Source organism: Streptomyces sp. NPDC058663 (assembly GCF_042716745.1).
In the GTDB taxonomy this organism is placed as follows: Bacteria; Actinomycetota; Actinomycetes; order Streptomycetales; family Streptomycetaceae; genus Streptomyces.
Genome location: NZ_JBHXRV010000053.1, coordinates 32,233 through 54,919 on the forward strand (window position 1 = coordinate 32,233; position 22,687 = coordinate 54,919).

Genomic DNA, 22,687 nt, shown 5'->3' on the forward strand with positions numbered 1-22,687 from the left:
ATGTGCAGGCAGCAAAGGAAACACCTGAACGGCCCCGGAAACACCGGCGGGAGAATCGGCTCCACCGGGCTCGCGTGCTCTACCGGAACGTATCGAAGCGCAAACTGGCCTGGCTGCTGCTCAAGGACACCGTCAACTCGTGCATCGAGTACCGCATCCTCGGCCTCGCCGCCGAGGCCGCCTTCTTCACCCTGCTGTCGCTGCCTCCCCTGCTGCTCGGCCTGCTGGGACTGCTCGGCTACATCGACAACTGGACGGCGACCGAAACGGTCAAGTCCATCGAGGAGAACATCCTCAGCGCCTCCCAGGCCGTCCTCTCCGACCGCGGCGTCAACGAGTTCGCGAAACCGCTCCTGGAGGACGTCACCCGGGAGGGCCGACCCGACGTCATCTCCATCGGCTTCGCCATCGCCCTGTGGTCGGGCTCGCGCGCGGTGAACGTCTTCATCGACACCATCACCGTGATGTACGGGCTCGACGGCCACCGGGGCATCGTCAAGACCCGGCTGCTCGCCTTCCTCCTGTACGTCGTGGCGCTGCTGATCGGGGCGGTGGTGCTGCCGCTGATGGTGGTCGGCCCCGACCGGGTGGTGGCGCTGGTGCCGTTCACCACGGAGGTCGTCAGCATCCTGTACTGGCCGGTGGTGACAGTGCTCTCGGTGGTCTTCCTGACGACGCTCTACCACGTGTCGGTGCCGGTGCGCTCGCCGTGGGTGGAGGACGTTCCGGGGGCGCTGATCGCGCTGGGCATGTGGGTACTGGGCAGCTTCCTGCTCCGTATCTACGTCACCAGCACCGTCGAGGGCGGCACGATCTACGGATCGCTGTCCGCCCCCATCGCCGTACTGCTGTGGATAGGTGTCTCCGCCTTCGCCGTGCTGGTCGGCGCCGCCGTCAACGCGGCCATCGACCGGGTCTGGCCCTCGGTCGCGACGGCCGCCGCCCGCGCCGAGAACGACCGGCTGCGCACGGCGCAGGCAGCCGAGGTGCTGGCGCGGGCCAGGGCGGCCGAGCTGGAGGCCGCGCTCGGCGACGGGGGAGCGGAGGAGGACGAGGACGACGGGGACGGCGAGTGGACCGGGACCAACCCCGACATGCCGTCGGAGTTCCCCGAACGGTGGTCACGGTTCCTGCCGCCGGAAGACGTCAGGGCCCGCCTCCACACCCCCCGCGAGAAGCCCCCGGAACCCCCTCGGGGCCCGTGACCGGGCCTGGCCACGGGCTCACGCGCACTAGCCTGGCCGCATGGCGAGCGACGACGGCGGGTACCGCGAGCGGCCCTCCCGGCTCGACGGTGCCGTCCTCTGGCAGCGCACGGCGGCGCCCGCCCCGGCCGCCGGATCCGGCGGTGTGCCGTACCCCGTGCTGCCCGACGGCTGCATGGACCTGCTGTGGGCGGACGGGCGGCTGATCGTCGCCGGCCCCGACACCCGGGCCCACGTCGCGGCCGGGCGCCCCGGAGCCACCTTCGCCGGAGTCCGGTTCGCACCCGGTACGGGACCCGTACTCCTCGGCGTACCCGCGCACGAACTGCGGGACCTGCGGGTGCCGCTCACCGAGCTGTGGCCCGGCGCCCGGGAGCTGGCGGAGCGGGTGTCCGAGGCTCCCGACCCGGCGGCCGCCCTGGAGCGGCTGGTCCTGCGCAGGGCCGCCGGGTGCGGGCCCCCCGATCCGCTGATGCGGGCCGTCGCGGCGGGCCTCGGGGCGGGACACACCGTCGCGGACGTCGCGGGGGTGGCGGGCCTCGGCGTCCGGCAGCTGCACCGCCGCTCCCTCGACGCCTTCGGGTACGGACCCAAGACGCTGGCCCGCGTACTGCGCCTCCAGCGCGCCCTCGCACTCGTACGCGAAGGGACGCCCTACACGGCCGCCGCCCACGCCTCCGGGTACGCGGACCAAGCGCATCTGGCGCGCGATACAAGGGAGTTGGCCGGGATGACGCTGAGTTCCTACGCCTCGCTCGTCGCGAAGAGGGACACGCCGCAGCCGTCCGGGTCGAGCACGACGGCGTAGCGCTGGCCCCACACCGCGTCCCACGGCTCCAGGTGCCCGCGGTACCCCGCGCCGGTGAGGTCCGCGTACACCGCGTCCACCTCGGCGGGGCTGTCGCAGGCGAAGGCGAGCCCGACCCGGTCCCCGCCCTCGGGCTTCTGCCACTTCGGGTCGAAGGACCGCATCACCTCCTCGGTGTCCCACAGCACCCGCACGCCACTGGGCAGCACGGCCTCCACATGCGGCTGGGACGCGGCGTCGGCGGCGAGCGGGATGCCCAGCCGGCGGTAGAAGTCGAGGGAGGCGGCCATGTCGGAGGTGACGATGCCGAGGGCGTCGAGTCGGGGAGTCATGGGTCGAGAGTAGGGGCGCGCGCCGGTACGGATCTTGAAGAAATCGGACGTGTTCCGGCGGAGGGCAAGGTACGACACGGAGGAGGCGTCACGGAACGGTAAGCACCCCGCGCTGCGCGCGGCCGCCCGGAGCGGGTGAGACTGTCCCTCATGGAGTACGAGAGCGACGGCGTGCACGGGCCGGCAGCAGCAGCGGCGGGACCGCGGGACACCGGACCGGCGCGTCCCGGCGGCGCGCAGAGCCCTGCCGCCCCGCGCCGCGTCCTCGTCGTGGACGACGACCCCACCGTCTCGGAGGTGGTCACCACCTACCTCCGCAAGGCCGGATTCGCCGTGGGGTGCGCCGGGGACGGTCCGGGGGCGCTGCGCCGGGCGGGGGCGGAGCGGCCGGACCTCGTGGTGCTCGATCTGATGCTGCCCGGCATGGACGGTCTGGAGGTGTGTGCCCGGCTGCGGGCCGAGCACGGCGCCGTGCCGGTCATCATGCTCACCGCACGCGGGGACGAGGAGGACCGGATCCTCGGCCTCGAGGTCGGCGCCGACGACTACGTGACCAAGCCCTTCAGCCCGCGCGAACTCGTGCTGCGCGTCGAGTCCGTGCTGCGGCGGGCGGCGGCGGCCCGCCACACCGCGGGCCCCCTGCTGCGGGCGGCCGGGCTCGTACTGGACCCGGCTGCCCGCCGGGCCACCCGTGCAGGGCGGGAACTCGCGCTCACCTTGCGGGAGTTCGACCTCCTGGCGCACTTCCTGGCCCACCCCGGGCGGGTGTTCTCCAGGGAGCAGCTCCTCAAGGACGTGTGGGGCTGGGACTTCGGCGACATGTCGACGGTCACCGTCCATGTCCGCCGCCTGCGCGGCAAGATCGAGACGGACCCGGCGCGCCCCGCCCTGATCCAGACGGTCTGGGGTGCGGGCTACCGCTTCGACCCGGCCGCGGACGAGGGGGCCCCGTGCGCGCCGTGACCCCCGTGCTCGCCATGGACGGCATGGTCGACGACATGGGCGGGATGGGCGACCTCGCCCTCATCGCGCTGTTCGCCGCCCTCGGCGCCGCGGTCGCCGGGCTTGCCGGTGCGCTCGTGCTGCGGTTGCTGCGGCGGCGTTCGGTGGCCGTCTCGCTGACCGTCGTGGTGGCCGTGTCCGTGGCGGCCATGCTCGCCGGCACGCTCTCGGTGTGCTGGGCGATGCTCATCAACGCGCACGACCTCGCGGTGGTCACCACCGTCATCGCCATGGCCGCCGTCGTCTCGCTGGTCACCGCGCTGCTCCTCGGGCGGTGGGTCGTCGCCCGCAGCAGAGCCCTCACCCGGGCGGCCCGCTCCTTCGGTGACGGCGGCGACTTCGCCGTACCCGGCGGGTCCGCCACGGCAGAACTGACCGAGCTGGCAGCAGAGTTGGCGGCCACCAGTGCGAAGCTCTCCGCCTCGCGCGAACGGGAACGCGCCCTGGAGGCCTCACGGCGGGAGCTCGTCGCCTGGATCTCGCACGACCTGCGCACCCCGCTCGCCGGGCTCCGTGCCATGGCCGAAGCGCTGGAGGACGGGGTCGCCGAGGACCCGGCCCGTTACCACCGGCAGATCCGTACCGAGGTCGACCGGCTCAACACCATGGTCGGTGACCTCTTCGAACTCTCCCGGATCCACGCCGGTTCGCTCACCCTCGCCCCCACCCGGCTCTCCCTGTATGACCTGGTGGGCGACGCCCTTGCGGGGGCAGGTCCACTCGCCCGCGAGTACGGCGTCCAGCTCGTGCCCGCCCGGGTGGAGCCCCTCCCCGTGGAGGTGGACGGCCGCGAGATGTCGCGGGTGCTGGCCAACCTCCTGGTCAACGCCATCCGCCGGACCCCCGCCGACGGCACCGTGGCCCTCGCTGCGGAACCCGGCACGGACCCGGGCACCGTCGTCCTCTCCGTCACCGACGGCTGCGGCGGCATCCCCGAGGCCGACCTGCCCAGAGTCTTCGACACCGGCTGGCGCGGCAGCGAGGCCCGGACCCCGCCGGGTGGCGCGGGACTCGGGCTGGCCATCGTCCGGGGCATCGTCGAGGCGCACGAGGGGCGGGCGGCCGTCCGCAACGTCCCCGGCGGCTGCCGGTTCGAGGTCACTCTGCCGCTCGCTCCGCCGTCCGCCCGGGCATGATGGCGCTCATGAAGCTACTGATACTCGGGGGAACCGAGTTCGTCGGCCGGGCGGTGACCGAGGACGCCCTGGCCCGCGGCTGGGACGTCACCGTCTTCCACCGGGGCAACCACGCCCCGCCGCCCGGCGTGCACGCCCTGCACGGCGACCGCCACGGCGACCTGGCCGCGCTGGCGGGTGCCACGGCGGGCGGGGCGCGGTGGGACGCCGTACTCGACACCTGGTCGGGCGCGCCCACCGCCGTGCTGCGGAGCGCCGCACTGCTGGCGCCGTACGCCGGACGGTACGTCTACGTGTCGTCCGCCTCGGTCTACACCGGCCCCCTGCCCGCCGGACACGACGAGGACTGCGCCTTGGTCGAGCCGGGCGACGAGGGTTACGCGCACATGAAACGGGGCGGCGAACTCGCGGCCACCGAGGTGTTCGGCGAGGACCGCACGGTGCTCGCCAGGGCGGGTCTGATCCTGGGCCCGGGCGAGAACATCGGACGTCTCCCGTGGTGGCTGAACCGCATCGCGCGCGGCGGCCCCGTCCTCGCCCCGGGTCCGCGCGACCTGCCCCTGCAGTACATCGACGCCCGTGACCTGGCCCGCTGGATGCTGGACGCGGCGGAGAGCGGTCTTGCGGGCCCGTACAACCTGGTCTCCCCGCCGGGGCACACCACCATGGGCGCACTGCTGGACTCCTGCGTACGGGCGACCGGCTCCCGCACCGCCGAACTGATCTGGGCGGAGCCCGAGTTGATCGTCTCGTACGGTATCCAGCCCTGGCTGCAGCTGCCGGTGTGGATCCCGCCGGGCGCGGACCACGACACCGTCCACCGTGCGGGGGTGGACAAAGCCCTGGCCGCGGGCCTCGGTTGCCGGCCGGCCGACGAGACGGTCGCGGACACCTGGGCGTGGCTGCGCACGCTCGGCGGGGTGGCCCCGCAGCGGGCGGACCGTCCGGTGGTGGGGCTCGACCCGCGGACCGAGGCCAAGGTGCTTGCTGCGCTGGTCGGTTGAGGCGCAAGGGGCAGGCCGCTCACTCCAGCCAGCCCTCGGTGGCGATCAGCAGACCGATCCGGTGCGGCTGGAAGTCGACCAGTTCGCGGCACCGGGCGATCATCGTCCGGTGCCGCACCTCCCAGGCGGGCCGGTGACCGTAGGCGTGGAAGAACTCGTCCAGGGCTCCGACGGCCTCGGGGTGGTGGGTGCGGACGATCCACTCGCACCACGCCAGGTCCTCCACGGGGTCGCCCGCGTGCGCCCATTCCCAGTCGAGCAACGCGGTCAGCTGGGTGCCGTCCCCGGTGAGCAGGACGTTGTTCGGGCCGAAGTCCCCGTGCACCAGCACGCTTCCGGGTCTCGCCCGGTGGAAGACGTAGGAGGCGTCGACCGAGTGCACGGCCCGCAGCGCGATGCCGCAGGTGTGCAGGACGTCCTCGGCGCGCCCCGCCTCGATCAGGTCCTGGCCGTGCACCCCCGGCAGGAACGTCATGCTCAGACTCTCGCCGGTGCAGCCGATCAGCTGCGGTACGGGCAGTACGGGCCCCAGTGTCGCGAGTCCGCCCAGGGCGGCGGCCTCCCGCTCCATCCTGCGTTGCGCGTCCCGGCCCTTGTATGTCTTGGTGACCACCCCCGCGTGCTGGGTGGTGTGGTTGGTGTATCCGTGCGGCAACGGTTCCATGGGTCCAGCTTTGCCCATGAACGGCCTCCTGTGGGGCCGTCGTTGGCGGGGTTCACGGGAGGTTGACGCCCCAGGGGTGGCCAGGGGGGAACACCTGTGCGGTCACCGTAGACAGGTGGGACCGCGCGTGCCCCGTGAGGGGGGTCGGGCGAGGACGGCGGGCCCGATGACTCGAACAGGGTGGATGGCTCGAACAGGGCGGGGGTCCTCTCGATCTTCGGCGTGCGTTAGGTTAGGCTCACCTAAGCAAGTCGAGGGAGGACCTTTCATGCCCGAGCACATACCGGCACAGCTGCCGCATCAGCCGTCCGCGGCAGGCGAATTCGCCGGCCGGGTCGCGCTCGTCACCGGCGCCGGTCAGGGCATCGGAGAGGCGGTCGTGCGTGCGCTGGTGGCCCGGGGGGCAACCGTCGCGGCCACCGACCGGGCCCCCGAAGGCCTCGGCTCGCTCGTCGAAAACCTGACAAAGGAGGACGTGCCCGGCAAGGTCGTCGCGTACCCCCTCGACGTCACGGACAGCGGAGCGGTGAACGAGACCGTGGCCCGCGTCGAGTCCGAACTCGGACCGCTGGACCTCCTGGTGAACGTCGCCGGAATCCTCCGAACCGCCCCGGCCACCGCGCTCACCGACCAGGACTGGGCCGACACCTTCGCGGTCAACACCACCGGCGTCTTCCACACCTCCCGGGCCGCCGCCGCCCGGATGACCGGGCGCCGCAAGGGGTGCATCGTCACCGTGGCGTCCAACGCGGCGGGCATCCCGCGCACCGGAATGGCCGCGTACGCCGCCTCCAAGGCCGCCGCCGCCATGTTCACCAAATGCCTCGGCCTGGAGGTCGCCCGCAGTGGCGTCCGCTGCAACGTCGTGGCCCCCGGATCCACCGACACCCCGATGCAGCGCGGCATGTGGGAGGGCAGGCCCGACGCGGAACAGGGCGTCATCGAGGGCGACCTGGCCTCCTACCGCACCGGCATACCGCTCGGCCGGATCGCCCAGCCCTCCGACATCGCCGACGCCGTCCTCTTCCTCGCCTCCGACCGTGCGCGGCACATCACGATGCAGGACATCTACGTCGACGGCGGCGCAACCCTCCGCTGACCGGCCCGTACGCACGTCTCGCGCCCCCTCCGCCGACCGGCCCGCACGCACCTCGCGCGCCCCGCCCGCACACGCCTCTCGCGCCCGCCCGCTGACCAGCCCGTACGCACCTCTCGCGCCCCGCCCGCACACACCTCTCCCAGCCCGCACGTACCTCTCGCGCTCCGCCCCCACACCCTCACGAGCATTGGAGAACCCGTGGACACCGTGTCGACGGCCCCCGTAGTCGCCACCACCACGCACCGCGACCCCGCCCCCGCGGGCGTGGCCGCACACCCCGCCGTAGGTGCCGCCACCGGTCTGCTGGACGCCTACACCTCCGGCGCCCGCTTCCTCGCCACCCCGACCCGCACCCTGCTCGCCGACGGTCCCGCGCGTGAAGTGCCGCACGGAGACGCCCCGTTGGCGCAGCGTGTCGCCGAGACCCTCGCCACCGCCCGCCGTGAGGGGCAGGCGCAGCCGGTGGTCATCGGCGCGGTGCGGTTCGACCAGGGGGCGCCCGCCGCCCTCGCCGTACCGGAGTTCGTGCAGGATGCACCGCCGCTCGCCACCGACCCGCTGATCGCACTGCCCGCCGACCTGCCGGCCGCGACGCAGTGGCAGGTGCGTCCCGTCCCGACGCCCGAGCGGTACGGGGCCGGAGTGGCGGCGGTCGTGGACCGGATGTGGCAGGGCGAGTTCAGCAAGGTCGTCCTCGCGCGCACCCTCGAACTCACCGCGGACGCACCGCTGGACCTGCCGGTGATGCTTCAGCGACTGGCCCGGCGGGACCCGTCCGGCTACACCTTCGCCCTGCCCACCGGGCCCGGCCGCACCCTCATCGGCGCCAGCCCCGAGCTGCTGCTCTCCCGGCGAGGCAACAAGGTCGTCGCCAACCCGCTCGCGGGCTCCACGCCGCGCAGCGATGACCTGGCGGAGGACGTCCGGCGGGCGGCGGCCCTGCTCGCCTCGGCCAAGGACCTGCACGAGCACGCGGTCGTGGTCGACGCCGTGCACGGGGCGCTCGCACCGTTCTGCACCACGCTCGACGTGCCGGCCACCCCGACGCTGATCCGCACCGCCACCATGTGGCACCTCTCCACCACCGTCACCGGCACCCTGCCCGAGCAGAGCGCCGCCTCCGCGCTCGAACTCGCCTCCGCGCTGCACCCGACACCGGCGGTGTGCGGCACCCCGACCCTGACGGCACGTCAGGTGATCGCCGAGACCGAGCCGTTCGACCGCGGCTTCTTCACGGGCATGGTCGGGTGGGGGAACGCCGACGGGGACGGCGAGTGGGTCGTGACGATCCGCTGCGCCGAGGCCGAGGACCGCACGCTGCGGCTGTACGCCGGGGCGGGAGTGGTCGCCGCGTCCGAGCCGGAGGCGGAGACGGCGGAGACGGCGGCCAAGTTCAGGACGTTCTTGCACGCGGTGGGCGCCGAGCAGTAGGCGCCCGGGGGGTGTGTGTCTGCCCCCGTGGGGGCCTGTAGGGGGCCTGTACTTCCATGGGGGTGGGGGTGCTGCCAGGGGGGTGCCCTGGGGTCTGTGCGGGTGAGGTGGGGTTGCTCGCGCAGTTCCCCGCGCCCCTGGGGTGGTGGCTGTGCGTGGGGGAGCGTGCGGATGCGGTGTTGGTTGCTCGCGCGGTTCCTCGCGCCCCCGGAGGGGGTGGCTGTGGGTTGGTTCCTCGTGGCCCTGGCGGGGTGGTCGCGTTCCTGGGGCAGCTGGGGTGCATCCCGCCACACGGGGGCGATCCGGCGCGGTGGGGACGTTCTTGCAGGGGGGCTTCGGGGATCCGTCCTACGGTGACCGTTATGAACGCATCCGATATGGATTCAGCCCGGCTGAACGCCCTCGCCGCGCTCAGCCGGAGCACCGACGACAACCGGACCGAGCTCCTCGGTGCCGCGTGGCGCACCGGTTCCCGCAACGCCAACGAGCTCGCCTCGACCGCCGGTACGGACCGGGACGCGGTCTTCGCGGGTCTCACCGCCCTCGGCATCGACTGGCGGGACCCGGACGCGGCTCCCGCGCCGCGTCCGGAGCGGGTCAGCGCCGAAGTGGTGCAGCCGGTGGCGCGGCAGGCGGAGGAGGCCTTCGGGCCACTCGTCCACGACACCCACGACCCGGGCCCGCTCACCACCGCGACCTGGCAACTGGCCATCGCCTACCGGTCGATCGCCGCCCTCCTCCTCGACGAACTCCCGGACGCCGAACGCGAGGAGACAGCCGAGGAGCTCTCCGACCGGCTCCAGATCGCCCTGCACCACTCGCACATCTACCGGGCCTCGCGCAGCACCCCCCGCCGGCTCGGCGCGCAGACGGCCCGGACCGACGCCGAGATCTCCGTACTCCAGCCCCTGCCCACCGCGGCGTCGGTCACCCTCACCCTGCACACCGGCGAGACGCTGACCGTCCAGCTGGGCACCGAGGAAGGCACCGGGCTGACCACCCTCAGCTCCGACAGCCCGCTCCTCGACACCGCCCTGGAGGCCCACGACCATCTGGAGCTGCACACGGCCCTGGACACCGTGGCCCAGGTCCTGACCCGGCACCTGTAGAACCGTCGGTCCCGCCGCATCGGTCGGACGGCCCCTTCCGGGCCGCCCTACGCCGCCTTCAGTTCGGCCGCCCCGAACGACACGTCGAAGCGGTCGCACCAGATGCTGACACTGCGGTACTTGTCCAGGTCCAGGCCGGCGGGCAGCGGGTAGTTCTGGTCGCCCTTGTTGCCCTTGAGCTTCGCCAGGGTGGTGTGCTTGCCGTCGTCGAAGACGTGCCAGCCGGCCTTGCCCGGCATCACCTTGGCGTCGCTCAGGACCACCCGCAGGTCGGGCCCGTCACTGGTGTCGAGGTTCTCCACGCGCAGCGTCCGGCTGCCGTCGGGGAGCCGCAGCACCTTGACGCTGCCGCTGGTCGCGTGCTCGTGGCTGATCAAGGTGCCGCCGGAGACGGTGGTGGTGGTGCGGGTGTCCGGCTTCGGCTTGTCCTTCGCGCCGTCCGCGCCGTCCGTGCTGCTCGGTGTGGGAGCCGTGGCCGCCATCGGGATCTCGTCCCGCACCGTGGTGTCCGTGACGAGCTTCCAGGGCTGGAACCAGTACGCCCCGAATCCGGCCGCGAGCACCGCGACGACGAGCACCCCGAGAACGAGGGGCCTGCTGAGAAATCCGCGCTTTTCCATGGCCCCATTGAACTGCGCGGCGGGGCCCCGCGGCCGTGATCAACAGATGACGAAACTCTGACGACTGCGGCAATGTTCCCGCCGGCAACGTCTCCCGCGCGAGCATCAAGGTCAGCTCCAGCGTCGCTCCAGGCGACACCCGTACCAGGGTTCACGGGCTCACCGGCGGGGCCGGGTGGTGAGCCTGTGCTGTATGGGGAGGTTGCCCCCATATTTTCGGTCGGACTCTGTCGAGTCCGGCTCCAGCCGGGCTTGAGGGTGCGGCCAGGACGGCGGCACGGCCCGGGTGACCAGGGGGAACAGGGGGCATGCCGGCAGCCGGGTGGCCGGGCCGGGGCGTGGGGCCGGGGTCCGGCGGGTGGGTCCCGGGCGGGACGGGTGGGGGGCGCCCGCCTGCGTGTGACGGTCCTTCGGAGGCGGTGTGGCGGGAATGTGGGGGCCGGTACCCGATGTGGGTGGGCCGGCAGCCCGGCCATGCTGCGGGGGCGAGAGGTTCGTCGTACCCCAGTCCCAGGAGGTATCCCGATGGGTGAGCCCGTGCGAGTCAGCATCGCCGCTCTGGATCCGGTGCTCGAAGCCGGCACGAGGAGCACCTTGCTCAGCAACGGCGATGTCACGGTGATCCTGCCGGGCGAACAGGCCGAGGTCGCCGTGGTGATCGTCGACCGGGTGACGGACCAGGTACTCGACATCGTCCTGGCGACGCGGAGTGCGGCGCACCGGCCCGAGATCGTCCTGGTGGCCACCGATCTGACCCCCGCCGAGGCGATGCATGCCATCGCGGCGGGCGCCCGTGGTCTGCTCCGCCGCAGCGAGGCCAGCCCCGACCGGCTGGCGCGGACGGTGCTCGCCGCCGCTGGGGGCGACTGCACCGTGCCACCCGGCCTGCTGGACGGCCTGCTCGAACAGGGTGTCGGACGTGGCGTCCGCGCCACCCCCGCGGACGCCGCCCCCGCCCGCTGGGCGGGCTCGGGCCTGAGCGACCGTGAGCGTGCGGTGCTGCGGCTGGTCGCCGAGGGCCGGGAGACAGGCGAGATCGCCCGCGAACTGTCCTACTCACCCCGCACCGTGACGACCGTGGTGCACGACATCACCCAGCGCTTCCGGCTCCGCAACCGGGCCCACGCGGTGGCGTACGCACTCCGGGCGGGCCTGCTGTGACGGGCACCGGGACGTTGATGGCGGAGCGGCTGCGGGTGCACGTCAACGCGAGTGACCCGATTGTCCGGGACGCCGTGGTGGCGAAGCTGCGGCACGCCGGGATCGCACCGGTGGGCGAGCCCGGCCGGGCGCACGGCGCGGTGCTGGTGGCTGCCGGGGGCACGGTGGACGAAGCGATCGACGCCTGCCTGCCGGGCCTGTGGTCCGACGGCCGCCGGCTGTTGGTGGTGGCCGACGTGCTGTCGCACCGCGGCGTGCTGCGGGCGGTGCAGGCCGGTGCCCGGGCGATGCTGCACTCCGCCGGGGCGACACCTGCGCGCCTGGCGGCCGCCGTGCACTCCGCCCACCAGGACGAAGGCCGGCTGCCGCACAGCGTGCTGGCGCGACTGCTCAACGGCTTGGCCGTCGATGGCCTGGCGCTCAACAACCCGGTGCGCAACCGCTCGGAGCTCAGCCGCTCGGAGCTCACCAGCTCGGCCGTGACCGGGCCGCCCCACCCGGGTGCGGAGCCGGGGCCGGGGCCGACCACCTCGCGGTTGACCTCCCGGCAGACCGAGGTGCTCACGCTGATGGCCGAGGGGCACGGCAACGCGGCGATCGCCCGCTCCCTCGCCTGCTCGGAACACACCGTGAAGAACGTCATCTACGAGCTGATGGCCCGGCTGCAGGTCCGCAACCGGGCCCACGCGGTGGCCCACGCCGTCCGGGCCGGTCTGATCTGAACTCCGCGACCCCACCGCCCCGCTGCCCCGCACGGCGCTGCCCCGCACGGCCCCAGCCTGCCCGGCCGGGCCGGGTGGAGGGCAGAGACAAACGCGCAGCAGGCCAGGCGATCGACGCCTGCCGCTCCTTCCCTGGTGCCGGCCACTTCCCGGTCGGCACCCTGACTTCTGCCCGCGTCCGTCAGGCCGCGCGGCGCTTCTCGATCCGTGGAGACGAACCGGTGCGCAACGGCCGGCCGCGGGATCACCGTAAGCCGAGAGGACACCGGATGACCATCGCCGCGGACGGACCGACGGTCCCCCTTCACGAGCCGGACGAGAACGCCGACTTCAAGGTCTTCGAAGAGCTGGAGTCGGAGGTGCGGATGTACTGCCGCACGTTCCCCGTGGTCTTCGAGCGGGCGAAGGGCGCCGAGCTGTACACGGAGGACGGACGGACCTTCCTGGACTTCTTCTGCGGCGCAGGCACCCTCAACTACGGACACAACAACGACTTCATCAAGGGCAGGCTCGCCGAGTACCTGGCCGCCGACGGCATCACCCACGGCCTTGACATGTACACCGTGGCCAAGCGCCAGTTCCTCGCCGCCTTCGCCGAAGTGGTCCTGCGACCGCGTGGGCTGGACTACAAGGTGCAGTTCGTCGGCCCGACCGGCACCGACTCCGTGGAGGCCGCGCTCAAGCTCGCCCGCAAGGCGACCGGCCGCTCCGGCGTGATCGCGTTCACCGGCGCGTACCACGGCATGTCGCGCGGCTCGCTCGCGGTGACCGGCAGCCGGCGGGCCCGCCGGGCCGGCGGGGTGAGCGGGCAGGACGTCACCTTCGTACCGTACGAGGACGGCCCGCAGGGCGGGTTCGACTCGCTCGGGTACATCGAGCGGTTGCTCGCCGACCCGTCCTCGGGGGTGGAGGTGCCCGCCGCGGTGATCGTCGAGCCGATGCAGATGGAGGGCGGCGTCTACCCGGCGTCGGCCGAATGGCTGCGCGGGCTACGTGATCTGACGGAACGTCACGGGATCCTGTTGATCCTCGACGAGATCCAGTCGGGCTGCGGGCGCACCGGCACCTTCTTCTGCTTCGAGGAATCCGGTATCACCCCGGACATCGTGACCCTCTCGAAGTCCATCGGCGGGTACGGGCTGCCGCTCTCCCTCACGTTGTTCCGCAGGGAGTTGGACGTCTGGGAGCCCGGTGAGCACACCGGTACCTTCCGTGGCAACCAGCTGGCCTTCGTGGCCGCCACCGCGGCCTGCGAGTTGTGGCGCCAGGGCGCCTTCCATTCCGGTCTGGCCGCCGCCTCGGCCCGCCTCGACCTGTTCCGTGCCGAACTCGCCGCCCTCGAACCGTCTTTGAAGGTGCGTGGCAGGGGCATGGCGCTGGGGATCGACACCGCCGCAGCCGGCGGGGCGGAGCGCGCCGGCCGGGTCCAGCGGTACGCCTTCGAGCACGGACTGATCGTCGAGCTCTGCGGCCGCGACGACGAGGTCATCAAGCTGCTGCCACCGCTGACCATCGACACCGCCCGGTTCGACCGCGGCCTCGATGTGCTCCGGCAGGCGCTGCTGGCGCCCTGAGGGCCTGCACGGCGCCGACAGCCGCACCGCAGTCAGGGTCCTGCAGTCAGGTACTGCGGGCAGGTCCTGCAGTCGGGTACTGCGGCCAGGGACTTGAGTCACAGAACCGAGGAGGATCCGATGCCCCACCCGCCACGCCGCCACCTGATCTCCATCGACGACCTCAGCTACGAGGACATGCACGGGATCGTGCAGCGGGGCGTCGATTACGCCTCCGGCCGGTGTGAGGACGCCCGCCCGCTGCGGGACACCGTCGTCGGCGTTCTCTTCCGCAAGACCTCCACCCGCACCCGGACGGCGTTCTCGGCCGGCGCGCTGCGCCTCGGCGGACAGCTGATCAGCTACGGCCCGGGGGACCTCCAGGAGAACACCGGTGAGACCGTCGAGGACACCGCCGAGGTGCTCTCCCGGATGCTCGACGTCCTGGTGGCCAGGACGGCCGGCAGCGAGGCCGAGCTGCGCGCCTTCGCCGCCCAGCAGCGGATGGCCGTGGTCAACGCGATGAGCGCCGCGGAGCACCCGACCCAGGCGCTCGCCGACCTCACCACGCTCCAGGGCCGGTTCGGGCGGATCGAGGGCCTGCGGGTGCTGTACGTCGGCGAGGGCAACAACACCGCGTCCGCCCTCACCCTCGCGCTCTCCCGGTACCGCAACACCACGCTGCACCTGCGGACACCGCCCGGCTACGGCGTGGAGCAGCGCTTCCTGGACCGCGCGGCGGTGAACGCCAAGAGCAGTGGGGCGACGGTCGACCAGCGGCACGACATGACCGGCCTGCCAGCCGTCGATGTGGTCTACACCACCCGATGGCAGACCACGGGAACGGCCAAGGCCGACCCCGGCTGGCGCGGCGTCTTCGCACCGTTCCAGGTGGACGAGGCGGTGATGGCGGGCAGCCCCGACGCCGTGTTCATGCACGACCTGCCCGCGCACCGCGGCGACGAGGTGACCGCCGAGGTGCTGGACGGGCCCACGAGCATCGCGTACGAGCAGGCCGAGAACAAGTACCACAGCGCGCGGGCCGTCCTGGAGTGGTGCGCGGGCGGCTCACGCCGGGGGTCCGCCGATGTCTGAGACCGTACTTCTGCCCGGTGGCGGGTGGCGGCTCTGGAGCCACTTCGCGCTCCGCGGGCCCGGCTTCCCGGCGGCCGGGGTGCTGCGGCTGGCACCGGAGGGCCTGGCGGTGGCGGCGGACAAGTTCGGAGCCGAAGAGGCCCTCGCGGGACCGCAGTGGGAGGGATTCGAGGAGGCGTTCGCCGAGGCCGCCGTCGGGACGGCCCGCGAGCTGCAGCAGATCGCGGCACAGCCGGCCTTCCGCGCCGCGGTGGCCTGGCAGAACCGGACCGTGCTGCGCACCGGCATCGCTCCCTTCCTGGCCTGGGCGCCCAGTGCGTCGGGCCGCACCAGCATGCCGCGCCAGCGTGAGGAGCTGGTGGCCCACTACTGGCAGCGGTTCTGCGTGAAGAACGACACCATCGGGTTCTTCGGCCCGGTCGGCTGGGGCCGGATCGACACCGCCGAGCACGGCATCCTGGTCGACCCCGGCGAGGGCCTGGTCGCACAGTCCGAGGTGTACTTCTCCAGCTGGTCGGTGGACGCGCTCGCGAAGACCATCGGCGCCGACCCGGCGCTGCGCGACTGGACGGCCCCGCGCCGCGTCCCGTTCGTCCGTGTCGACGCACAGGACGGCGCCCACAGCGTTACCTTGCCCGGCCGCCCCCCGCAGCCGATCACCCCGCCCATGCACCAGGTACTCACCCGCTGCGACGGCACCCGCACCGCCCGGACCATCCGGCAAGAGCTCGCCGACCACCTGGGACCAGAACAAGTCACCGAAATACTGACGGAGCTGGTCAGGCGCCGGTGGATCGTCTGGCGCCTGGAGATCCCCGCCACCACCTACCCCGAGCAGTACCTGCGCTCGGCGCTGGAGCGCGTCGGCGACCCCGCCGTGCGCGAGCCGGCCCTGGCCAAGCTGCTGGTGCTGGAACGCGGCCGCGACCGCGTGCACGCGGCGGGCCGCGACGCCGACGAACTGTGCGCGGCGCTCGCCGCGCTGGAGAGCGACTTCGCCGAACTGACCGACACCGCAGCGCAGCGCGAGAAGAGCACCCGCACCGCGCCCAACCGGGCCCTGGTCTACGCCGACTGCCGCCGCTCCGCGACGGCCCGGGTCGGCGCTGCCGTGCTGGGCGAACTCACCCCGCTGGAGCTGTGTCTGACCAGCGCCCGGTGGATGACCAACCGCTTCGCCGAGATCGTCGGCGGCCGGATCACCGAGGCCTTCCACCGGCTGCGCAGCGAACGGAAAGTGGTCGATCTCGGCTCGCTCTGGTTCGCGTGCCTGCCCGCGCCGCACGGCGACTCGATCGCCGACATCGACCGCATCCAGGCCGAGTTGCGCGCCCGCTGGTCGCGGATCATCGACGCCCCGCCCGGCGCCCGGCAGGTCCGGCGCTCCTCGGCCGAGATCGCGGACCAGGTCCGGGAGGCCTTCGACGAGCCCGGTAGGGGCTGGTCGCTGGCGCGCTACATCAGCCCCGACGTGATGGTCGTCGCCCAGGACCTGGCGGCCGTCGGGCGCGGCGAGTTCGAGCTGGTGCTCGGTGAGTTGCACGTCGCCATGAACACCCTCGGCGCCTCGCTCTTCGTGATGCAGCACCCGGACCGCCAGGAGCTGATCGAGGAAACCTGCAGGGACTTCCCCGGCCCGCGTCTGGTGCCGATGCTGCCGAAGGAACTCCCGCTGATCAAGTGGTCGCCACGCAGTCGGCCCGCCCTGGAGCGACCCCAGGACTACTCCGTCGCCCTGGTCGACCACACCGCCGACCCGCTCCGTCCCCGGACGCTGTGCTCGGCCGATGTGCTGGTGGAGGAGCGGGACGGCCGACTGGCCACCGTCCTGCCCGACGGCGCGGTCTTCGACGTGCTGGACGTGTTCAGCCACGCGCTGACGAACCGGGTGATGGACCGCTTCACCCTGCGGGCCGACGCCGACCACTCGCCGCGGGTCACCGTGGACCGGATGGTGGTGGCCCGGGAGACCTGGCGATTCACCTCCTCGGCTCTGGAGTTCGCCAGGGAGAAGAGCGAGTCCCGCCGCTTCGTCCGGGCCCGTCGCTGGCGCGAGGAGAACGAGCTGCCCCGGTACGTCTTCGTGGTGTCGCCGTCCGAACCCCGCCCGTTCTTCGTGGACTTCGACAGCCCGGTGTACGTGAACATCTTCGCCAAGGCCGTCCGCCGGCTGGCCGCCAAGGACCCGGACGCCAGGCTCTCGGTCTCGGAGATGCTGCCGACTCCGGAACAAGCCTGGCTCACCGACGACTTGGGCAATCGCTACACCTCGGAACTGCGTTTCGTGGCCGTCGACCGGTCGGCGGCCCCGGAAGGCGGGGTGTGACCGTGGACAGCACATTCGTCGACGACATCGGCGTGCGCGCCGCACGCCATCCGCTGGCCCCCGCCCTGGTAACCCCCGAGGGCGTGGTCTCCTACGCTGAACTGTGGGACCGGATCGACCGGTTGGCGAGGGCGCTGGCCCGGCGAGGGGTGGGCCCGGAAGCGGTCTGCGCCGTCGCCGTCGAGCGCGGCGCCCAGGCCGTCGTGGCGATGGCCGCCGTGGCGCGCGCGGGCGGCGCCTTCCTCACCCTCGACGTGGACCTGCCGGGCCCGCGCCTGGCCGCCATGGTCGAGAGCGCCGGGGCCACGTTCCTGGTGACCGACAGCGCCCTCGAAGAGCGGCTCGCGCTCCCCGTCGCGGGCCCGGCCGTCCTGATCGACCGCCTCGACCAGGCAGCCGGCGAACCGGACACGCCCCTGCCGACCGTCGGGCCGCGCACACTGGCCTACGTCAGCCACACCTCGGGGTCGACCGGCACACCGAACGCCGTCCTGATCGAGCACCGGGGCCTCACCTCTTACCTGCGATTCGTCGCCCGCGACTACGGGTTGGGGCCGCACACCATCGCGCTGCAGCTGGCCCCGCTCGGCTACGACGCCTCGATCCGGGACACCTTCGCCCCGCTGGCGGCCGGCGGGCGCCTCGTCCTGGTGGAACGCTCCGCGCTGCTGCGGGCCGAGGAGTTCCTGGCCACCATACGGACCTTCCGCGTCAACACCGTGCTGAGCGCGACACCGTCCTTCCTCACTTTCCTCACCCAGCACGAGGACAGCGCCGATCAGCTGCGCGGCGTGCAGCTGGTGGTCTCCAGCGGGGAGTCGCTGCGGCCCTTTCTCACGGCGGGCGGCCGACGGGCTTTCACCGGCAGGCTGGTGAACCAGTACGGCCCCACCGAGTGCACCATGACCTCGACCCGGTACGACGTGCCGGACATCCCCGAGACGGCGGCCGACCCGGTCGGCACGCCCATCGACGGGGTGAGCGCCCAGCTGCTCGACACGGGGCTGCGGCCGGTGCCGGATGGGGAGACCGGTGAACTCCACCTCGGTGGCGTGGGCGTGGCCCGTGGCTACGCCGGCCGTCCCGGGCTCACCGCCGACCGCTTCCGGCCCGACCCGGACGGGCCGCCCGGAGCCCGGATGTACCGCACCGGCGACCTGGCCAGGCGGCGGCCGGACGGCACCCTGGAGTACCTGGGCCGGAGCGACCGGCAGATCAAGATCCGTGGCTACCGGGTGGACCCGGCCGAGATCGAGGGTGCCCTGCTCACCCACCCCGCCGTCACCGGCGCGGTCGTCACCGCCGACACCGACGGCAGGGGCCGGGTCTTCCTGGTCGCGCATGTCGCGGGCAGGCTGGCCGAAGTCGCCGACACCGTGCTGCGCGCGCACCTGGCCGAGAGCCTGCCGTACTACATGATGCCGCGTCGGTTCGACCGGATCGAGCGCGTCCCGACCACCGGCACCGGCAAGGCCGACCGGGCTGCGCTCGGGCCGCGCGCCGTGGCCGGCGTGACAGACGTGGCAGGCATGACCGCCGTGACAGGCGAGACCACCGTGACAGAAGTGGCAGAAGTGACAGACGTGACAGCGGTGACGGGCGTGACGGGCGTGACGGCTACGGCAGCTGAGGACGGGGCCCGATGAGCAGCCTGGGTACGCGACTCGGGCTCGACGACGTGCTCACGGCGGCCCACCGGATCTCCGCCCAGGTGCGCCGCACCCCGCTGCTGACGGTAGGTTCGCTGCCCGGCCTCCTGCTGAAGGCCGAACACCTGCAGCACAGCGGCTCGTTCAAGCTCCGGGGCGCCGCGAACACCATGGTCGGGAACGACGCCACGGAGGTCGTCACCGGCTCGTCCGGCAATCACGGGATCGCGGTCGCCCGGCTGGGCGGCGCGCTGGGCGTCGGGGTCACCGTCGTGATGGCCGCCGGGGCCGGCGCGGCCAAGGAGCGGGTGATCCGCGCGCTCGGCGCACGCGTCGTCCGGGTGGACGGCGGCGTGGCCGAGCGCGACCGGCACGCCCGGGAGCTCTCCGACCGCCGCGGAGCCCTCTGCATACCGTCCTCCGACCACGAGCTGGTGGTGGCCGGGCAGGGCACCTTGGGCCTGGAGGTCTTCGAGGACGTGCCGGACCTCGACGCGATCTACGTACCGACCGGCGGCGGCGGCCTGCTCGCGGGCGTCTGCCTGGCCGCCTCTGCCCTGACCGGACGGGTGCGGATCATCGGCGTCGAGCCGGTGGACGCCAGGCGCTACGCCCTCTCTCTCGCAGCGGGTGCCCCCGTCGAGGTGCCGCCGAGCCGGACGGTCGCCGACGGGCTGCGCGGCCAGCGGCCGGGCGAGATCCCGTACCCGGTCATCCAGCGGCGGGTCGACGAGATGATCGGTGTCACCGACGAGGCGATCACGCACGCGAGGGAGCTGCTGCACCGCGCGGGCGTCGAGGCCGAGCCGACCGGCAGCGTGGCGCTGGCGGGCGCGCTGGCCTCGGCCGGCCCGGCGCTGCGCGGCGGCCGGGTCGCCGTCATCGTCTCCGGCGGCAACACGCCCGCCGCACTGGCCGCCCGGAACCTTCCGGCGAACCGTCCCCGGATCCACTCCGAGCACCACGCCGACAAGCACGCCGACCACCACACTGACCAGGAGTCACCATGACCACGATGAACGCGACCAAGGTCGACGCGGCGGCGCTCCCCGAGCTGATCGCCTCCTTCTACCGCGAGACACTGGGCGACGAGGGACTCGACACCAGCAGCGACTTCTTCGAGGCGGGCGGCGACTCGCTCAGCGCCTTCCGGATCACCGCCCGACTGCAGGAGGCGATCGGCATCGAGGTCGCGGTGGCACTGGTCTTCACCTACCCGTCGCCCGAAGACCTCGCGACGGTCGTCGCCGAGGACCTCGAAGCCCTTGAAGACACCACAGACCCCAAAGACACCGCAGACACCGCAGACACCACAGACGACACAGACCTCAAAGGCACCGCTGACCTCAAAGACACCGCAGACGCCGACCGGCTCTGAAGACACCGTCCGGAGGCAGGGAGAGCAGCGGGCCATGACCGGGACAACAGTGCCGTTCGGTGACAAGTGGCAGGTGTGGGAGCAGTTCGGGCTCCGAGGGGCGGGCTTCCCCGCGGCCGGGGTGCTGCGGCTGGCGCCGGAGGGCCTGGCGGCGGCGGCGGACAAGTTCGGCACCCGGGAGGCCCTCGTGGGGCCACGGTGGAAGGCCTTCGAGGAGGTCTTCGGCGAGGCCGCCGTCGCCACGGCCCGCGAGCTGCAGCAGATCGCGGCACAGCCGGCCTTCCAGACCGCGGTGGCCTGGCAGAACCGGGCCGTGCTGGGCCGGGCGATCGCCCCCTTCGTCCGCTGGGAGCCCACCGCGGCGGGCCGCACCAGCGGGCCGCGCCAGCGAGAGGAGTTGATCGCGCACTACTGGCAGCGGTTCTGCGTGAAGAACGACACCATCGGGTTCTTCGGCCCGGTCGGCTGGGGCCGGATCGACACCGCCGAGCGCGGCATCCTGGTCGACCCGGGCGAGCGGCTGATCGCGCGCTCCAGGACCTACTTCTCCAGCTGGTCGATGGACGCGCTCGCCAAGACCATCGGCAACGACCCGGCGCTGCGCGACTGGACGGCCCCGCGCCGCGTCCCGTTCGTCCGTGTCGACGCACAGGACGGCGCCCACAGCGTCACCCTGCCAGGCCGCCCCCCGCAGCCGATCACCCCGCCCATGCACCAGGTACTCGTCCGCTGCGACGGCACCCGCACCGCCCGGACCATCCGGCAGGAGCTCGCCGACGACCTTGGTCCGGCACAAGTCACCGCCATACTCGAGGTGCTGGTCGAGCGCCGGTGGATCGTCTGGCGCCTGGAGATCCCCGCCACCACCTACCCCGAGCAGTACCTGCGGGCCTGGCTGGAGGGCATCGACGATCCGGTGCCCCGGCAGCGCGGTCTCGATCTGCTCGGCGCGCTGGAGCGCGGCCGGGACAGGGTGCAGGCGGTGGGGGACGACGTCGAGGAGCTGTGCGCGGCGCTCGCCGCGCTGGAGAGCGACTTCGCCGAACTGACCGACACCGCAGCGCAGCGCGAGAAGAGCGAGCACACGGCACCCAACCGGGCCCTGGTCTACTCGGACTGCGTCCGCACCGCGACGGCCCGGATCGGCACCGAGGTACTGGCGGCGCTGGCCCCGCTCGATCTGCTGATGACCAGCGCGGTGTGGCTGACCTCCCGGCTGGCGGATCAGGTGCTGGGCCTGGCCGAACAGGTCTACGACCGGCTCGCCGGGGCGGCGGGTGAGGGCGGCCGGGTCGATCTGGCCGCCTTCTGGTTCGCCTGCATGCCGATCCTGCACGGTGACGCGGTCACCGGGGCGGCGGAGATCCAGCGCGAGTTCTGGCGGCGCTGGGAAGGGATTCTGGGTCTGCCCGCAGCCGGAGGAAGGCTCCGTCTTGCCTCGGCGGACATCGCCGACCGCGTCCGGGAGGCCTTCGGCGAGCGGGGCGCGAGCTGGACGGCGGCGCGCTACCTCAGCCCGGACGTGATGATCGCGGCGGAGGACGAGGCGGCAGCGGAACGCGGTGAGTTCGAGCTGGTGCTCGGCGAGCTGCACGTCGCCACCAACACCCTCGGCAACTCGCTCTTCGTCAACCAGCACCCCGCGCCGGAGGAGCTGTTCGCGCAGACCGGCCGGGACCACCCCGCACCCCGGCTGATGCCGCTGCTGCCCAAGGAGCACAAGTCGCGGCTCTCCGCCCGCGTCCGGCACTTCCTGGTGCGCCCCGAGGACTACTACGTCGCGCTGCTGGACCACACCGCCGACCCGCACCGCCCGCGGACGGTACTGAGCGCCGACGTCGCGGTGGAGAGGCGGGAGGGCCGGCTGGTGGTGGTGCTGCCCGACGGCGCGGTCTTCGACGTGCTGGACGTGTTCAGCCACGCGCTGACCACCCTGGTGATGGACCTCTGCCGACTGCTCCCGGACGCCGACCACTCGCCGCGTGTCACGGTGGACCGGATGGTGCTGGCCCGCGAGACCTGGCGCTTCGCGGGCGCCGGCCTGGAGTTCGCCAAGGACAAGAGCGAGGCCCGCCGCTTCGTCCGGGCCCGCCGCTGGTGGGCGGGGGAGGAGCTGCCCAGGTTCGTCTTCGTGGTGTCGCCTTCCGAACCCCGGCCGTTCTTCGTGGACTTCGAGAGCCCCGCGTACGTGAACCTCTTCGCCAAGGCCGTCCGTCGGCTGGTCGCCAAGGACCCGGAGGGCCGGCTGACCCTGACCGAGATGCTCCCGGCCCCCGAGCAGTCCTGGCTCACCGACGAGCAGGGCCGGCGCTACACCTCGGAGCTGCGCTTCGTGGTGGTCGGGGACTGACGGACCTGCGACAGAAGGCGGGCCGCCCCCTGCAGGACAGGGG

20 protein-coding genes are annotated in these 22,687 nt (G+C 72.8%); 17 read left to right on the forward strand and 3 right to left on the reverse strand.

Annotated features, from left to right (window positions below):
- Nucleotides 1-2: 2 nt before the first annotated feature.
- Together ACFWVV_RS31070 and ACFWVV_RS31075 are read left to right on the forward strand one after the other, a co-directional pair.
- Nucleotides 3-1,205, forward strand: a complete 1,203-nt coding sequence (locus ACFWVV_RS31070; RefSeq protein ID WP_384356270.1) for a YihY/virulence factor BrkB family protein — start codon at nt 3-5, stop codon at nt 1,203-1,205.
- Nucleotides 1,206-1,245: 40 nt separating this feature from the next.
- The gene (locus ACFWVV_RS31075; protein WP_384356268.1) at nt 1,246-2,013 is read left to right on the forward strand and encodes a helix-turn-helix domain-containing protein; all 768 of its coding nucleotides are present in this window, start codon (nt 1,246-1,248) and stop codon (nt 2,011-2,013) included.
- On the opposite strand, the gene ACFWVV_RS31080 is transcribed toward ACFWVV_RS31075, so the two are convergent.
- Nucleotides 1,950-2,345, reverse strand: a complete 396-nt coding sequence (locus ACFWVV_RS31080; protein WP_384356266.1) for a VOC family protein — start codon at nt 2,343-2,345, stop codon at nt 1,950-1,952. The two genes, ACFWVV_RS31075 and ACFWVV_RS31080, sit on opposite strands and share 64 nt — an antisense overlap.
- A 150-nt stretch (nt 2,346-2,495) precedes the next feature.
- On the opposite strand from ACFWVV_RS31080, the gene ACFWVV_RS31085 reads away from it, so the two are divergent.
- From ACFWVV_RS31085 to ACFWVV_RS31095, 3 genes are read left to right on the forward strand one after another with little or no spacing between them, the layout of a single operon-like run.
- The gene (locus tag ACFWVV_RS31085; protein WP_384356264.1) at nt 2,496-3,308 is read left to right on the forward strand and encodes a response regulator transcription factor; all 813 of its coding nucleotides are present in this window, start codon (nt 2,496-2,498) and stop codon (nt 3,306-3,308) included.
- A 44-nt stretch (nt 3,309-3,352) separates the two neighbouring features.
- Entirely contained in the window at nt 3,353-4,483 is a 1,131-nt protein-coding gene (locus ACFWVV_RS31090) for a sensor histidine kinase (RefSeq protein ID WP_384356336.1), read from the forward strand.
- A gap of 8 nt (nt 4,484-4,491) precedes the next feature.
- A complete protein-coding gene (locus ACFWVV_RS31095) occupies nt 4,492-5,487 on the forward strand; it encodes an NAD-dependent epimerase/dehydratase family protein (RefSeq protein ID WP_384356262.1) in 996 nt (331 codons plus the stop codon).
- A gap of 19 nt (nt 5,488-5,506) precedes the next feature.
- Here the strand turns inward: ACFWVV_RS31095 and ACFWVV_RS31100 are convergent, their stop codons facing one another.
- Complete coding sequence (locus ACFWVV_RS31100; protein ID WP_384356260.1) at nt 5,507-6,169, reverse strand: phosphotransferase family protein; 663 nt, start codon at nt 6,167-6,169, stop codon at nt 5,507-5,509.
- A 250-nt stretch (nt 6,170-6,419) separates the two neighbouring features.
- On the opposite strand from ACFWVV_RS31100, the gene ACFWVV_RS31105 reads away from it, so the two are divergent.
- The 3 genes from ACFWVV_RS31105 to ACFWVV_RS31115 all read left to right on the forward strand — a co-directional run bounded on the left by ACFWVV_RS31105 (nt 6,420) and on the right by ACFWVV_RS31115 (nt 9,790).
- On the forward strand, nt 6,420-7,250 hold the full coding sequence (locus tag ACFWVV_RS31105; RefSeq protein ID WP_384356258.1) for a 2,3-dihydro-2,3-dihydroxybenzoate dehydrogenase: 831 nt from the start codon (nt 6,420-6,422) through the stop codon (nt 7,248-7,250).
- Nucleotides 7,251-7,457: 207 nt separating this feature from the next.
- Nucleotides 7,458-8,681, forward strand: a complete 1,224-nt coding sequence (gene dhbC / locus ACFWVV_RS31110; protein ID WP_384356333.1) for an isochorismate synthase DhbC — start codon at nt 7,458-7,460, stop codon at nt 8,679-8,681.
- A gap of 362 nt (nt 8,682-9,043) precedes the next feature.
- Nucleotides 9,044-9,790, forward strand: coding sequence for a hypothetical protein (locus ACFWVV_RS31115; RefSeq protein ID WP_384356256.1), 747 nt, complete (start codon nt 9,044-9,046; stop codon nt 9,788-9,790).
- A gap of 47 nt (nt 9,791-9,837) precedes the next feature.
- Here ACFWVV_RS31115 and ACFWVV_RS31120 read toward each other — a convergent pair whose 3' ends face one another.
- Nucleotides 9,838-10,410 (reverse strand): DM13 domain-containing protein, encoded by a 573-nt coding sequence (locus tag ACFWVV_RS31120; RefSeq protein WP_384356254.1) that lies wholly within the window; start codon nt 10,408-10,410, stop codon nt 9,838-9,840.
- 525 nt (nt 10,411-10,935) lie between these two features.
- On the opposite strand from ACFWVV_RS31120, the gene ACFWVV_RS31125 reads away from it, so the two are divergent.
- The 9 genes from ACFWVV_RS31125 (at nt 10,936) to ACFWVV_RS31165 (ending at nt 22,644) form a co-directional block, all read left to right on the forward strand.
- A complete protein-coding gene (locus ACFWVV_RS31125) occupies nt 10,936-11,571 on the forward strand; it encodes a response regulator transcription factor (RefSeq protein WP_384356252.1) in 636 nt (211 codons plus the stop codon).
- Entirely contained in the window at nt 11,568-12,293 is a 726-nt protein-coding gene (locus ACFWVV_RS31130) for a response regulator transcription factor (RefSeq protein ID WP_384356250.1), read from the forward strand. Before ACFWVV_RS31125 ends, ACFWVV_RS31130 begins: the two co-directional genes overlap by 4 nt.
- 269 nt (nt 12,294-12,562) lie before the next feature.
- Entirely contained in the window at nt 12,563-13,867 is a 1,305-nt protein-coding gene (ectB, locus tag ACFWVV_RS31135; protein ID WP_384356248.1) for a diaminobutyrate--2-oxoglutarate transaminase, read from the forward strand.
- A gap of 120 nt (nt 13,868-13,987) precedes the next feature.
- Nucleotides 13,988-14,941 carry an ornithine carbamoyltransferase gene (locus ACFWVV_RS31140; protein ID WP_384356246.1) on the forward strand — a complete coding sequence of 318 codons (954 nt, stop codon included), beginning with the start codon at nt 13,988-13,990 and terminating at the stop codon, nt 14,939-14,941.
- Nucleotides 14,934-17,267, forward strand: a complete 2,334-nt coding sequence (locus tag ACFWVV_RS31145) for a lantibiotic dehydratase (protein ID WP_384356244.1) — start codon at nt 14,934-14,936, stop codon at nt 17,265-17,267. The genes ACFWVV_RS31140 and ACFWVV_RS31145 overlap by 8 nt, the downstream gene beginning before the upstream one ends.
- Nucleotides 17,268-17,269: 2 nt before the next feature.
- Entirely contained in the window at nt 17,270-18,913 is a 1,644-nt protein-coding gene (locus ACFWVV_RS31150) for an amino acid adenylation domain-containing protein (protein WP_384356242.1), read from the forward strand.
- On the forward strand, nt 18,910-19,926 hold the full coding sequence (locus ACFWVV_RS31155; RefSeq protein WP_384356240.1) for a threonine/serine dehydratase: 1,017 nt from the start codon (nt 18,910-18,912) through the stop codon (nt 19,924-19,926). Before ACFWVV_RS31150 ends, ACFWVV_RS31155 begins: the two co-directional genes overlap by 4 nt.
- A complete protein-coding gene (locus tag ACFWVV_RS31160) occupies nt 19,923-20,294 on the forward strand; it encodes a phosphopantetheine-binding protein (protein WP_384356238.1) in 372 nt (123 codons plus the stop codon). The genes ACFWVV_RS31155 and ACFWVV_RS31160 overlap by 4 nt, the downstream gene beginning before the upstream one ends.
- A 34-nt stretch (nt 20,295-20,328) precedes the next feature.
- Nucleotides 20,329-22,644, forward strand: a complete 2,316-nt coding sequence (locus ACFWVV_RS31165) for a lantibiotic dehydratase (protein ID WP_384356236.1) — start codon at nt 20,329-20,331, stop codon at nt 22,642-22,644.
- Nucleotides 22,645-22,687: the final 43 nt, after the last annotated feature.

What these genes read in the sequence shown, in the direction of transcription:
- ACFWVV_RS31165 (WP_384356236.1), top strand. Translation starts at nt 20,329, where the DNA reads ATGACCGGGACAACAGTGCCGTTCGGTGACAAGTGGCAGGTGTGGGAG.
- ACFWVV_RS31085 (WP_384356264.1), top strand. Translation starts at nt 2,496, where the DNA reads ATGGAGTACGAGAGCGACGGCGTGCACGGGCCGGCAGCAGCAGCGGCG.
- ACFWVV_RS31120 (WP_384356254.1), bottom strand. Translation starts at nt 10,410, where the DNA reads ATGGAAAAGCGCGGATTTCTCAGCAGGCCCCTCGTTCTCGGGGTGCTC.
- ACFWVV_RS31125 (WP_384356252.1), top strand. Translation starts at nt 10,936, where the DNA reads ATGGGTGAGCCCGTGCGAGTCAGCATCGCCGCTCTGGATCCGGTGCTC.
- ACFWVV_RS31095 (WP_384356262.1), top strand. Translation starts at nt 4,492, where the DNA reads ATGAAGCTACTGATACTCGGGGGAACCGAGTTCGTCGGCCGGGCGGTG.
- ACFWVV_RS31145 (WP_384356244.1), top strand. Translation starts at nt 14,934, where the DNA reads ATGTCTGAGACCGTACTTCTGCCCGGTGGCGGGTGGCGGCTCTGGAGC.
- ACFWVV_RS31160 (WP_384356238.1), top strand. Translation starts at nt 19,923, where the DNA reads ATGACCACGATGAACGCGACCAAGGTCGACGCGGCGGCGCTCCCCGAG.
- ACFWVV_RS31155 (WP_384356240.1), top strand. Translation starts at nt 18,910, where the DNA reads ATGAGCAGCCTGGGTACGCGACTCGGGCTCGACGACGTGCTCACGGCG.
- ectB (WP_384356248.1), top strand. Translation starts at nt 12,563, where the DNA reads ATGACCATCGCCGCGGACGGACCGACGGTCCCCCTTCACGAGCCGGAC.
- ACFWVV_RS31080 (WP_384356266.1), bottom strand. Translation starts at nt 2,345, where the DNA reads ATGACTCCCCGACTCGACGCCCTCGGCATCGTCACCTCCGACATGGCC.
- ACFWVV_RS31075 (WP_384356268.1), top strand. Translation starts at nt 1,246, where the DNA reads ATGGCGAGCGACGACGGCGGGTACCGCGAGCGGCCCTCCCGGCTCGAC.
- ACFWVV_RS31115 (WP_384356256.1), top strand. Translation starts at nt 9,044, where the DNA reads ATGAACGCATCCGATATGGATTCAGCCCGGCTGAACGCCCTCGCCGCG.
- ACFWVV_RS31140 (WP_384356246.1), top strand. Translation starts at nt 13,988, where the DNA reads ATGCCCCACCCGCCACGCCGCCACCTGATCTCCATCGACGACCTCAGC.
- ACFWVV_RS31100 (WP_384356260.1), bottom strand. Translation starts at nt 6,169, where the DNA reads ATGGGCAAAGCTGGACCCATGGAACCGTTGCCGCACGGATACACCAAC.
- ACFWVV_RS31090 (WP_384356336.1), top strand. Translation starts at nt 3,353, where the DNA reads ATGGGCGACCTCGCCCTCATCGCGCTGTTCGCCGCCCTCGGCGCCGCG.
- ACFWVV_RS31105 (WP_384356258.1), top strand. Translation starts at nt 6,420, where the DNA reads ATGCCCGAGCACATACCGGCACAGCTGCCGCATCAGCCGTCCGCGGCA.